This window comes from Aequorivita sp. IT1183 (assembly GCF_058068265.1).
Genome location: NZ_JBYRHS010000002.1, coordinates 184,395 through 196,766, shown reverse-complemented (window position 1 = coordinate 196,766; position 12,372 = coordinate 184,395). Strand labels below are relative to the sequence as shown.

The window sequence follows — 12,372 nt, the reverse complement described above, 5'->3', positions numbered from 1 at the left end:
ATGAGCAAAACAATTAAGAAAATTGGCGTCCTTACTAGCGGTGGCGACGCTCCTGGAATGAATGCAGCAATAAGGGCTGTTGTGCGATCCTGCGCATACCATAAACTAGAATGTGTTGGTGTTTTTAGAGGATATGAAGGTTTAATGGAAGGTGATTTTAAATCGCTTGATGCTCGTTCGGTAAAAAACATTATTAATCGTGGCGGTACCTTTTTAAAATCTGCCCGATCTCAGGATTTCCGCACTCCAGAAGGTAGAAAAAAAGCATTCAAAAATTTAAAAGAAGCAAATATTGACGCCCTCGTAGTTATTGGCGGCGATGGTACTTTTGCTGGAGCTTCAGTTTTTAAGGATGAATTTAATTATCCAATTGTAGGTATTCCCGGAACTATCGATAACGACATCCACGGAACTGACTTCACTATTGGTTATGATACCGCACTAAATACAGTCGTTGAGGCGATTGATAAAATTCGCGATACAGCAAATTCACACAACAGATTGTTTTTAGTAGAAGTAATGGGAAGGGATTCTGGCGATATCGCTCTAAATGCAGGTATTGGTGGAGGCGCAGAAGAGATACTTATCCCCGAGGAAAACATGGGAAGAGATCGTTTGGTTGAATCTTTGCACCGAAGTAAACTATCCGGCAAAACCTCAAGTATAATAGTCGTTTCTGAAGGGGATAAAATTGGTAAAAACATTTTTGAACTTGCAAAATACATTGAAGAAAACTTAGTGGGTTATGAAGTGCGAGTAACTGTATTAGGTCATATTCAACGAGGAGGTTCTCCCAGTTGTTACGATAGGGTATTAGCCAGCAGACTCGGCGTTGGTGCCGTAGACGCGCTTTTGCGTGGTGAGAATAATGTAATGATTGGTATTGTCCATAACAAAATTACTTCGGTATTGTTTACGGACACAGTAAAAACAAAACATAAAATAGATTTGGAATTAATTCGCGTTGCCGATATAATTTCAATTTAAAAAAGTGAAAATAGAATGACGAAAATTGGAATTAATGGCTTCGGCCGAATAGGAAGAATAGCTTTTAGAATTGCTTCCCAAAGAGAAAATATTGAAATAGTTGCTATAAACGATTTGTTAGATGTAGATCATCTTGCCTACCTTTTGAAATACGATTCCGTCCACGGAAAATTCGACGGAACGGTTAAAGTAAAAGATGGCCACCTACTTGTAAACGATAAAATAATCAGAGTTACCGCAGAAAAAAATCCCGAGAATCTTAAATGGGATGCTGTTGGAGCTGAAATAATAATAGACTGCACAGGAATTTTCATTGAAAAGGATAATGCCTCCGCACATTTAAAAGCTGGAGCAAAAAAAGTGGTTATTTCTGCACCTTCTAAAACGGCTCCTATGTTTGTAATGGGCGTGAACCACAATGAAGTTAAAGCTGAAGATACCATAGTTTCAAATGCGTCTTGTACTACAAATTGCTTGGCGCCATTGGCGAAAATAATCAACGATAACTTGGGCATTGTAGAAGCTTTAATGACAACTATTCACGCAACAACTGCTTCACAACTTACCGTTGATGGACCTTCGAAGAAAGATTTTCGTGGCGGCAGAAGTGCTTTGTCGAATATAATTCCGGCTGCAACCGGTGCGGCTAAAGCAGTAGGGAAGGTAATTCCTGAACTGGATGGAAAGTTAACTGGAATGGCTTTTAGAGTTCCTACTACAGATGTTTCCGTAGTAGATTTAACAGTTAGAACTGAGAAATCAGCAACCTATGAGGATATTAAAAAGTTATTTCAGGATGCTGCCAAAGGGCAATATAAAGGCATTGTAAACTACACCGAAGACGACGTTGTTTCACAAGATTTTGTGTCTGATCCGCATACCTGCACTTTTGATGCTGGCGCAGGCATTGCACTTAACAATAATTTCTTTAAGTTAGTGGCTTGGTATGATAATGAATATGGCTATTCTTCAAAATTGATTGATTTGGCTGCTCATGTCGCAAGCATATAATTTATGATTTTAATAGCAGACGGTGGCTCAACAAAGTGCGATTGGGTTTTGTTGGATTCTAAAGGCGAAGTAGTTTTAAAAACGAGAACCCTTGGTCTAAATCCAGCGGTAATTCCGCAAGAGGAACTATACATTCGTATTCGTGAAAATAATGATCTCCAAAGCATTTTCGAAAAAGTTGAGCAAGTAGATTTTTATGGCGCAGGTTGTGGCACAAAAACTCCAAATAAAACTTTAACCGATGCTATTGCTGAAATTTTCGTGAATGCCAAAGTATTGGTTCAAGAAGATACAGTTGCCGCGGTTTATGCTGCAACTTCCGAACCTGGTATTGTTTGTATTTTAGGTACTGGCAGTAATAGTTGTTATTTTGACGGTAAAGAAATACATACTACTGTAGCCTCGCTTGGCTATGTTTTAATGGACGAAGCAAGTGGAAATTACTTCGGAAAACGGTTAATTCGCGATTATTTTTACAATAAAATGCCCGCCCAATTGGTTAAAAGTTTTGAGAGTCGCTTTGATTTGGATCCCGATACCATAAAAATGAACCTATATAAAAAGCCGAACCCGAACACTTATTTGGCTTCTTTTGCTGAATTTATTTTCACTTCGGAAGAAGTAAACGGATATTTTTACAAACTCATCAGCGAAGGAATGCTGAAATTTATTGAATACAGAATTCTTTGTTTCAAAGAAGCTCAAAACGTGCCAATCCATTTTATTGGTTCCATTGCTCACTTTTCTGAAGATATTATCCGCGATTGTATGAAACCTTATCATCTGGAATTGGGTAATATTGTACGTAGACCGATTGACGGGTTGATAGATCATTACAAGAGAAAAATTGAAAATCCCAGTACGTAAATCTAAAATCTAGAAAAAGTAGATGTTTCCAAAAATAAATCCAACTAAAACTGAATCCTGGAAGAAGCTTGATGTCCATTTTTCTGAAATGGAAAATGTGAAAATGCAGCAACTTTTCACAGAAGATACCTTGCGTTCGGAACGGTTTTCAGTGGAATGGGAAGAATTTTACATCGATTTTTCAAAAAACAGAATTACACAAACCACCTTCGATTTGCTTTTACAATTGGCCGAAGAAGTAAAGCTGAAAGAAGCTATTGAAGCGCAATTTGCTGGTGAAAAAATAAACGGAACCGAGAATAGAGAGGTGCTTCATACGGCTCTTAGGGATTTCGACAATATGAAGCCAGAAGTGAAGGAAACCCTTCATAAAATGAAACTTTTTTCCGAAGAAATTATCAGCGGAAACCATAAAGGCTATACTGGAAAGGAAATTACAGATGTTGTAAATATTGGCATCGGTGGTAGCGATTTGGGTCCAGATATGGTTGTGGAATCGCTTCAATTCTACAAAAATCATTTGAACACTTATTTTATTTCCAATGTTGACGGCGACCATGTTCAAGAAATTTTAAAGAAAGTAAACCCAGAAACAACGTTATTTATAATTGTTTCAAAAACATTTACAACGCAGGAAACCCTTACGAATGCTAACACCGTTCGGGAATGGTTTTTGAAAAATGCTCCCGAAAAAGACATTGCAAAACATTTTGTTGCGGTTTCCACAAATCTTGAAGCAGTGGCAAATTTTGGAATTTCTAAAGAAAATATATTCCCAATGTGGGATTGGGTTGGCGGTCGTTTTTCACTATGGAGCGCTGTTGGTCTTTCCGTGTGTTGCGCTGTGGGATATTCAAATTTTGAGGATTTACTGAAAGGAGCAAATAAAATGGATCTTCATTTTAAGAATACTGAATTCAACGAAAATATTCCGGTACTCACTGCACTACTTTCGGTTTGGTACAATAATTTTTTTAAAGCTGAAACTGAGGCAATAATTCCGTATTCACAATATTTGACCAAGTTTGTGCCCTATCTTCAGCAAGCAATTATGGAAAGCAACGGCAAAAGTGTGGACCGAAATGGCGATTTTGTAAACTATCAAACAGGTAATATAATTTGGGGAAGCACAGGTACTAATGCGCAACACGCATTTTTTCAACTAACTCATCAGGGAACAAAGTTGATTCCGGCTGATTTTATTGTTTTTGCAGAATCACTTTATGGAAATGAAGACCACCAAAATAAATTATTGGCAAATTGTTTTGCACAAACTGAAGCCCTAATGCAGGGAACTTCTGGAAGCGAAGTAGAGAACAATTTTAAAGTTTTTGAAGGGAACCAACCAACTACAACCTTCCTAATAAAAAAACTCACCCCTAAAAACATGGGGAGTTTGATAGCACTCTATGAACACAAAATTTTTGTGCAAGGCGTTATTTGGAATATTTTCAGCTACGATCAATGGGGTGTTGAGCTAGGGAAAACGGTTGCAAAAGGAACATTAAATGCAATTGAAAACCATCAATTAGAAAACGTTGCAAATGCCTCTACAAAAAATCTTATTTCAAAATTGAATAAAAAATAAAGCAGCGGTTTTTTTGACTATTTGCAGTTTCCTTTAGTCCATTTTTTTATTCCTGCTCGCTCTGCTTCACAGCTATTACTGTAATTTTTATTATCGCATCCACAAACAGGATCGTATAAATCTGGACACGAGATTTTGTAGGTTTTTGTGTTTTTTTCATAACAGTCCGTTCCCAAATCTTTTAGCGGAATGGAATCTGGAGCTTTTGGTTGTTCGTAACCTTCGGGTGCTTCTGGTGTTTGTGGAATTTCCACAGATTCAGTTTGTTGTTTTCTATCGTTGCAGCCTGAAAAACTAAACAGAAATAAACTTACAGTACACAACACGAAACAGATGAATAACTTGTTTTGACTTTTCATAATAAAGGATTTATAAAAGAACTATCAAGTTACAAAAAATAGGTTTTAGCTATTGAGTAACCTGATAGTTTTAGGTTGATTTTTAACGGAATGGATTATTAATCTACGTCGCTTTTGTTTTTTTCATTAGAAATACGTGATCCTTTCAAAGAAGATTTTTTAATCATTCTTTGTGCTTCGGGAGATTCCTGCGCTGGTACAATTGCTTCGGGTGGGTTTGAAAGTCCTGCAATAATACCTAAATAGTCAAAGGTAATTTCTGGACTTTCTTTTACCTTAGGTAAGGTTACATCTACCTGAAAGAAATAAGCAGGTTGAATATAATTATTACCGCCATCGTAATAGGCCAGATACATATCCCTAATTTTAAACTTCGCATTTGTACCGTAATCTTTGGTAAGTTGGCGTTGCATTTCCATCTCCGCTTGTTTGGCATCTTTTAAAGAACCTTTATCCACATTTTTTGCTCTGCTTTGTTCAACGTTCTTCCATCTAGAGTTTAAGCCAACAATCTCACCATTATTGCCTACGTGGACGATAATTTTGGAACCAGCGCCATAAACAGGCACTCCGTTTAACATGCGGCCATAGGTAATGGTTCGTAGAACATCTATCACATTTTCGGTGTTTGCTGCAGAAGCACGTAAACCTCCGGCATGAATCATTTTTAATTCCTTCATATCGTCTGGAGCAAGTCCAATTTCTTTAATAAACGATAGGGAAATATCCTTTGCTTTTTCCTGTGTTGGCAATTGGATTTTTGAATTCATATAATATCCTTGCATTCCTTTATTAAAAGATAGGGTGCCAGATTTTAAATCCTGTTCGTAAAAAGCAGAGGGATCTTTTTCACTAAAAGCCACTACTTCTTTTTCAGATGAGGGAACCAAACCTTTTGTTTCCATCTTGTTGCCCGCAGCTGTTTGAAACCTTTTCACTTTCTCGGGTTTTATTGCCGAAGTGGTATAAATATACATATCGCCCTCTTGATAAGTAATAAGATTTTGATATGCATACGGTTCAATGGCTCTTTCTTTACTAGGTGCAGTTTTATTATTTACGTACGAGGACATAGTCAATATTGAAATCAATATTGTTCCTATTGTAAATAGCGCTGTTTTATATGTGTTTTTCATAATAGTATATTTTTATGGTAGTTATTAATATTGCCAGTAGGTGTACATTCCTCCTGTTCCAGGGGCCGGATCGCTGGCATAGGAGCCCAATCTATCGTTTGCGCAACCTTGGCCAACAATTACGCTTGCCAAGCCAGGATATGGATAGTTACTGCCATATTGTGGATCATAATAGGAAGGATTAAAAATCCAGAAACGCTCTTCGTTTACCGCGTCAAACCACGATTGCCAAACGGCTCCATTATTTTTAAGCTTGCCCGCATAATTATTTGGAATCCCGTTGTCGGAATGGCTTAGGGTATGAAAACCAACTAATTGGTGTAAACCTCCAAACATCGCATTGTAATCGCTCCACCAATTGGTTTTTTCGGGTCTGGATGAAACCGTGTAGCATGATTCGATTATTAGGAATTCAAGATCGTCCCCACTGTTTCCATATTGCGGTACGGTTCTTAAATCTACACCCAACCCCAAACTCTGATTGGTCTGTATATAGAAATAATTACCGTGTCCGGCCACATAAGCTAAATCCATCGCATCTACATAACTACGATGCGAGGTGGTAAATTCATACGGCTCTGCCCAATAATATTGTTCATATTGCCAACTGTGTGCTCCAATGCTCTTTGGAGTTTGGAAATTTTTGATAAAATTCCATACATTTCTTACAAACCGGCTTTCGGCCTGATCTACGTAACCGCCAATTTTGCGGCTTCCTGAAAAGGAAATTGTGCTGAAAATCAAAACGAAACTAAAAGCTAATATCCATTTTGAATTTTTTGAAATTTGATTGAACATAGTGTTTTTGTATTTAGTTAATATTCCTCAAAGTGAAACAATCTAATGTTTCATTGTCAGCAAATTTAAAAAATACTTTCACATAATATTATGTTAAAAACCTGAATTTCAATAGGTTAAAACCTGTTTTTTCAAAAGGAATTTTCCTAGAAAAAATCAGGATATTTCCTTGTTTCCTACTTTTCATATGCAACCAATTCTATTTTTGAAATCTTATTAGTTAAAAAATTGTTACCTTTCTTTCAATAATCTCCCCTGCCACTTTAATAATATAAATTTCTATGCTTACAAAAGTTTACGGAAGCGCAGTCTTTGGTGTAGAGGCCACTACAATTACGGTAGAAGTAAATGTAGATAGTGGTGTAGGGTACCATTTGGTTGGTCTGCCCGATAATGCAATTCGAGAAAGTAACTATAGAATTGCCGCAGCGCTACAAAACAACGGCTACAAAATTCCGGGAAAGAAATTAATTTTGAACATGTCGCCCGCAGATCTTCGAAAAGAAGGCTCTGCTTACGATTTAACTTTGGCAATGGGAGTACTTGTAGCTACAGGGCAAATTGTAGAATTAAATCCACTTTCAGACTATATAATTATGGGTGAACTTTCTCTGGACGGAAACCTGCAACCAATACGGGGCGCTTTGCCAATTTCATTAAAAGCCAAAGAAGAGGGTTTTAAAGGATTTATTCTTCCGAAGCAAAACGCAAAAGAAGCTGCCATAGTTGAAGGAATCGAGGTTTTTGGCATTGAGAATATAAAAGAAGTAATAGATTTTTTCAACGAAAATATTCCGCTCGAAAAAACTGAAGTAGATATTGAAGCTGAATTTTACAACCACTTAGAGCATCCTGAATTCGACTTTGCGGATGTAAAAGGGCAAGAATCAATAAAGCGTTGTATGGAAATTGCAGCCGCGGGTGGTCACAACATAATTTTAATCGGTCCGCCCGGTTCAGGAAAAACTATGTTGGCGAAAAGGCTGCCAAGTATTTTGCCGCCAATGACGCTTCAAGAAAGCTTAGAAACCACAAAAATACATAGCGTCGCTGGCCGAACTATGGAAAGGGGAGGAGTAATGACTTCGCGTCCGTTTCGAAGCCCTCACCACACTATAAGCGATGTCGCATTAGTCGGCGGTGGGCAATACCCGCAACCTGGAGAAATTAGTTTGGCACACAATGGCGTTCTGTTTTTGGATGAATTGCCAGAATTTAAACGTGGTGTTTTGGAAGTAATGCGGCAGCCTTTGGAAGATCGCGATGTTACCATTTCGCGTGCAAAATTTACAGTTACCTATCCTTCAAGTTTTATGCTCGTAGCAAGTATGAATCCAAGTCCCGGTGGTTATTTTAACGACCCCGATGCGCCAGTTATGTCTTCACCGGCAGAAATGCAGCGGTATTTAAGTAAAATTTCGGGACCACTTTTGGATAGAATTGATATTCATATTGAAGTAACCCCTGTACCTTTTGAAAAATTAAGTGATGAACGTCGTGGCGAGTCCAGCATTGTTATTCGTGAAAGGGTTACTAAGGCTAGAAAAATTCAGTCTGAACGTTTTACCGAATTTGAAAAAGTACATTACAATGCTCAAATGGGTGTGAAGCAAATCCGTCAATTCTGCAAGCTCGATGAAGCATCGCTAGCCCTTTTAAAAACTGCCATGGAACGCTTGAATCTTTCCGCCCGTGCGTACGATAGAATTCTAAAAGTAGCCAGAACTATAGCAGATTTGGAGGCTACTGAAACATTAAATGGCAACCATATTTCTGAAGCAATTCAATATAGAAGTTTGGATCGGGATGGCTGGTTTGGGTGATTTTTTAATTCATACAACACGCTTAATTATTTCACAGTCATAAAATTACGTGCTTATACACAGTAAATATAGCCCTGTTTCTCAGTATATTTGAAGGGATTCAGAATTCAATTTCTTATTTTGAATTAAACTGAAACCTAACTAACCCTTAACTTTTGTATTCATGAAAAATCTAATTCTAATTCTCTGCGTATTTTTTTCGATTCAGCTTATCGTTGCTCAAAACGATACTATTTTTTCTAATGATGACGATATACTTTTTGAGACTATTCAAAACGATAGTAGTTCCACAGGCAGTGAAGTTTCAATGGAAATGGCGACTCAGTTTCTAGCGCATCATAATATGGCAAGAAATGAAGTAGGAGTTCCGAATTTAAAATGGAGTACTGATTTGGCTTCTATCGCCCAAAAACACGCCGATATGTTGGCGCAAGACAATTGTTCCTTTAGTCACAGCGGAAATTCCGCTGTTGGTGAAAACCTGTATGGGGGCGGTGGTCTTGTTTTTACTGCTTTGGATGCATCTAAATCGTGGTATAAAGAAAAAGACAACTATACTTACAGCAATTTTAACTTCAACCATTACACACAAATGATTTGGAAATCTACGACCGAAGTAGGTATTGGTTTTGCACAATGCGAAGATGGTTTCTATATTTTTGTGGCAAATTATTCTCCAAGAGGAAATATGTTAGGCAGTTACCCATATTGATTTATAATATTGGTTTGGATAGGTTTATTGTAGGCAGATTCTAAAATATTTCCAACCTCGTTTTAACTTATTTTTAAGACTTTACTTCACTTCTCATTGTATCTTTAAAACTTTCTTAAAAAAAACCTTTCCATATGATTAAAAATTCCATTAAAATGGGTGTCTTAGCGATGGCTATCACATCATTAGTTGTTTTTTCGTGTAAAACGAATCAAGAATCAGCTTCAGTAGATAATGCCAAGCTTTCGGTAGAATTCGAAAAATATGAGCTTGAAAACGGTCTCGATGTTATTCTTCACCAAGACAAAAGCGATCCTATCGTGTCACTCGCCATCCAGTACGGCGTAGGTTCTAATCGCGAAAAAACAGGTCGAACTGGGTTTGCCCATTTGTTCGAACACATGCTTTTTCAAGAATCTGAAAATGTACCGCAAGACCAATTCTTTAAAACAATTCAAGATGCCGGTGGAACACTAAATGGTGGAACCTGGAAAGATGGAACTATTTATTACGAAATTGTTCCAAAAAACGCAATGGAAACTGTAATGTGGCTTGAGAGCGACCGTATGGGATTTTTAATTAACACCGTAACCGAAGCTGCTTTTGAAAATCAGCAGGAAGTGGTTCAAAATGAAAAACGCCAGCGCGTAGATAATAATCCTTACGGACATACAGGTTGGGTGATAGATAAAAATCTTTACCCAGAAGGGCATCCTTACAATTGGCAAGTAATTGGCGAATTGGAAGATTTGCAAAATGCAACCGTAGAAGATGTAAAAGAATTTTACGATCGTTTTTACGGACCTAATAATGCCACTTTGGTTTTAGCAGGAGATTTTGAAACTGCAGAAGCTAAGCAAATGATTGAAAAATATTTCGGCGAAATTAAGCGCCGTCAAGAGGTTGCGCCACTAACTCCGCAACCAGTAACACTTTCAGAAACGAAAAGACTTTTCCACGAAGATAATTTTGCCACAGCACCGCAACTTAATATGGTGTGGCCAACATTGCAACAATATACCGAGGATGCTTATGCTTTAGACTTTTTAGGCGAAATTCTTTCACAAGGAAAAAAAGCACCTTTATATAAAGTTTTGGTTAAGGAGAAAGATCTTACTGCCCGCACAACTGCTTATAATAATTCAAGTGAATTAGCTGGTAGCTTTCATATTTCAATTACCGCCAACAATGGTGTTGATTTAGACTCTATTGAAAGTGGAATTAATGAAGCCTTTGTACTTTTTGAAAAAGATGGTGTTACAGATCGCGATATCGAAAGAATAAAAGCAGGTTTAGAAACTCAATTCTATAACGGAATTAGTAGTGTTTTAGGAAAGTCTTTTCAATTGGCGAGATATAATGTATTTACGAACGATCCAGGTTTTATAACTGAAGATATTGAAAATATTAAAAAAGTAACTAAGGAAGACGTTATTAGAGTTTACAACAAATATATTAAAGCTAAACCATACGTAATGACAAGTTTTGTGCCTAAAGGGCAACTTGAACTTATTACCGTAAATTCTGTAAAAGCAAATGTTGTAGAGGAAGAAATAAAAGAAAACATTGCCAAAACTGTGGAAGAAACAGCTGTGGAAATTGTAAAAACACCTTCAAGTTTTGATCGTTCTACGGCTCCAACTCAAGGTAATTCTCCAGAACTTGCAATTCCTGAAATTTGGAATGCAAAACTAGGAAACGGTTTAAAAGTTTCGGGTATTGAACAAAATGAGATTCCAACGGTAAATTTCAGTTTAGTTATTGAAGGCGGTCATTTGCTTGACGATATTAAAAAGAATGGAGTTGCCAATTTAATGAGCGATATTTTGATGGAAGGGACAGCCAATAAAACTCCTGAGCAATTGGAAGAGGCTATCGATCTTTTGGGAGCAAGCATAAATATGTACACAACTAACGAATCTATCGTAATTCGTGGAAATACACTTACTAGAAATTTCGATAAAACGATGGAACTGGTTACCGAAATTCTTATGGAACCACGTTGGGACGAAGAGGAATTGGGACGTATAAAAACGAAAACTATAAACCAAATTGAGCGCTCTGATGCAAATCCGAATGTAGTTGCAGATCGTGTTTACAATAAAATTCTTTATGGCGACGATCATATTTTCAGTCACCCAACCGTTGGTACTGTTGAATCTGTGAAAGCAATTACTATGAACGAATTGAAGCAATATTACAATAGTAATTTTTCACCTTCAGTTAGTACATTTCAGGCAGTTGGTAAAATAAACAAAGCTGACGTTTTAAAAGATTTAAAAGGCTTGGAAGAGCGTTGGGCTTCAAAGGAAGTAACTATACCTAAATTTCCAGCATCTAATAATCGCGATAAAGCTTCACTTTATTTTGTGGATATCCCGAATGCAAAACAATCTGTTATTAGCATAGGTTATATTTCTATGCCGCGCACTGATGCAGATTTTTATCCGGCCGAAGTGATGAACTATAAATTAGGTGGTTCTTTTTCAGGAAATGTGAATTTAATTCTAAGAGAAGAAAAAGGATATACGTACGGCGCTCGCACCGGTTTTAGCGGAAGTAAATTGCCTGGCACATTTACCGCTTCTTCAAGTGTAAGAACTAATACAACTGGCGAATCAGTAGCTATTTTTAAAGAAGAAATTTCAAATTACAAAAACGGAATTTCAGCTGAAGATCTTGAATTCACTAAAAACGCACTTATAAAATCTAACGCACGTCGTTTCGAGACACAGGGTTCACTTTTAGGAATGCTACAGGAAATTAACGAGTATGACCTTCCAGCAGATTACATTGAAAAGGAAGAGGCTACAGTGCGTAATATGACGTTGGAACAACACAAAGCACTTGCAAATAAATATTTGGATGCTTCCAAAATGGCTTATTTAGTCGTGGGCGATGCAGCCACACAATTTGCGCAATTCAAAACTATGGGCTTCGACGAAGTGAAACTTCTTAATAAAAATGGAAAAGAAGTTAAACTTGAAGACGTGAAATTGTAGATTTTTCACTGGTAAAATTTAACCACGAATACACGAATAATTGGTTTTCCATTCGTGTATTCGTGGTTTTTTTATTTCTGTATCTTTAT

General features: G+C 37.2%; 10 protein-coding genes. 7 read left to right on the top strand and 3 right to left on the bottom strand.

All coding sequences use genetic code 11. The features are described from left to right. From pfkA to pgi, 4 genes are read left to right on the top strand one after another with little or no spacing between them, the layout of a single operon-like run. Positions 1-987, top strand: coding sequence for a 6-phosphofructokinase (gene pfkA / locus AC3RVF_RS03680; RefSeq protein ID WP_489692792.1), 987 nt, complete (start codon positions 1-3; stop codon positions 985-987). A gap of 15 nt (positions 988-1,002) precedes the next feature. Further along, positions 1,003-1,998 carry a type I glyceraldehyde-3-phosphate dehydrogenase gene (gene gap / locus AC3RVF_RS03675; protein ID WP_489692791.1) on the top strand — a complete coding sequence of 332 codons (996 nt, stop codon included), beginning with the start codon at positions 1,003-1,005 and terminating at the stop codon, positions 1,996-1,998. A 3-nt stretch (positions 1,999-2,001) separates the two neighbouring features. Further along, the gene (locus AC3RVF_RS03670; protein WP_489692790.1) at positions 2,002-2,865 is read left to right on the top strand and encodes a BadF/BadG/BcrA/BcrD ATPase family protein; all 864 of its coding nucleotides are present in this window, start codon (positions 2,002-2,004) and stop codon (positions 2,863-2,865) included. Positions 2,866-2,887: 22 nt separating this feature from the next. Beyond that, a complete protein-coding gene (pgi, locus tag AC3RVF_RS03665) occupies positions 2,888-4,453 on the top strand; it encodes a glucose-6-phosphate isomerase (RefSeq protein WP_489692789.1) in 1,566 nt (521 codons plus the stop codon). 17 nt (positions 4,454-4,470) lie between these two features. On the opposite strand, the gene AC3RVF_RS03660 is transcribed toward pgi, so the two are convergent. From AC3RVF_RS03660 to AC3RVF_RS03650, 3 genes are all read right to left on the bottom strand, one after another. Then, entirely contained in the window at positions 4,471-4,812 is a 342-nt protein-coding gene (locus AC3RVF_RS03660) for a Kazal-type serine protease inhibitor family protein (RefSeq protein ID WP_489692788.1), read from the bottom strand. Between the two features lie 98 nt (positions 4,813-4,910). Then, positions 4,911-5,948, bottom strand: a complete 1,038-nt coding sequence (locus AC3RVF_RS03655) for a hypothetical protein (RefSeq protein WP_489692787.1) — start codon at positions 5,946-5,948, stop codon at positions 4,911-4,913. A 24-nt stretch (positions 5,949-5,972) separates the two neighbouring features. Next, positions 5,973-6,746 carry a DUF6345 domain-containing protein gene (locus AC3RVF_RS03650; protein ID WP_489691067.1) on the bottom strand — a complete coding sequence of 258 codons (774 nt, stop codon included), beginning with the start codon at positions 6,744-6,746 and terminating at the stop codon, positions 5,973-5,975. 281 nt (positions 6,747-7,027) lie between these two features. Between AC3RVF_RS03650 and AC3RVF_RS03645 the strand changes: the two genes are divergently transcribed. From AC3RVF_RS03645 to AC3RVF_RS03635, 3 genes are all read left to right on the top strand, one after another. Beyond that, a complete protein-coding gene (locus AC3RVF_RS03645) occupies positions 7,028-8,569 on the top strand; it encodes a YifB family Mg chelatase-like AAA ATPase (protein WP_489691068.1) in 1,542 nt (513 codons plus the stop codon). A gap of 163 nt (positions 8,570-8,732) precedes the next feature. Further along, positions 8,733-9,281: a CAP domain-containing protein gene (locus AC3RVF_RS03640; RefSeq protein ID WP_489692786.1), complete on the top strand. Its 549-nt coding sequence runs from the start codon at positions 8,733-8,735 to the stop codon at positions 9,279-9,281. Between the two features lie 134 nt (positions 9,282-9,415). Next, positions 9,416-12,283 carry a M16 family metallopeptidase gene (locus AC3RVF_RS03635; RefSeq protein WP_489692785.1) on the top strand — a complete coding sequence of 956 codons (2,868 nt, stop codon included), beginning with the start codon at positions 9,416-9,418 and terminating at the stop codon, positions 12,281-12,283. Positions 12,284-12,372 lie beyond the last annotated feature (89 nt).

What these genes read in the sequence shown, in the direction of transcription:
- pfkA (WP_489692792.1), top strand. Translation starts at nt 1, where the DNA reads ATGAGCAAAACAATTAAGAAAATTGGCGTCCTTACTAGCGGTGGCGAC.
- gap (WP_489692791.1), top strand. Translation starts at nt 1,003, where the DNA reads ATGACGAAAATTGGAATTAATGGCTTCGGCCGAATAGGAAGAATAGCT.
- AC3RVF_RS03670 (WP_489692790.1), top strand. Translation starts at nt 2,002, where the DNA reads ATGATTTTAATAGCAGACGGTGGCTCAACAAAGTGCGATTGGGTTTTG.
- pgi (WP_489692789.1), top strand. Translation starts at nt 2,888, where the DNA reads ATGTTTCCAAAAATAAATCCAACTAAAACTGAATCCTGGAAGAAGCTT.
- AC3RVF_RS03660 (WP_489692788.1), bottom strand. Translation starts at nt 4,812, where the DNA reads ATGAAAAGTCAAAACAAGTTATTCATCTGTTTCGTGTTGTGTACTGTA.
- AC3RVF_RS03655 (WP_489692787.1), bottom strand. Translation starts at nt 5,948, where the DNA reads ATGAAAAACACATATAAAACAGCGCTATTTACAATAGGAACAATATTG.
- AC3RVF_RS03650 (WP_489691067.1), bottom strand. Translation starts at nt 6,746, where the DNA reads ATGTTCAATCAAATTTCAAAAAATTCAAAATGGATATTAGCTTTTAGT.
- AC3RVF_RS03645 (WP_489691068.1), top strand. Translation starts at nt 7,028, where the DNA reads ATGCTTACAAAAGTTTACGGAAGCGCAGTCTTTGGTGTAGAGGCCACT.
- AC3RVF_RS03640 (WP_489692786.1), top strand. Translation starts at nt 8,733, where the DNA reads ATGAAAAATCTAATTCTAATTCTCTGCGTATTTTTTTCGATTCAGCTT.
- AC3RVF_RS03635 (WP_489692785.1), top strand. Translation starts at nt 9,416, where the DNA reads ATGATTAAAAATTCCATTAAAATGGGTGTCTTAGCGATGGCTATCACA.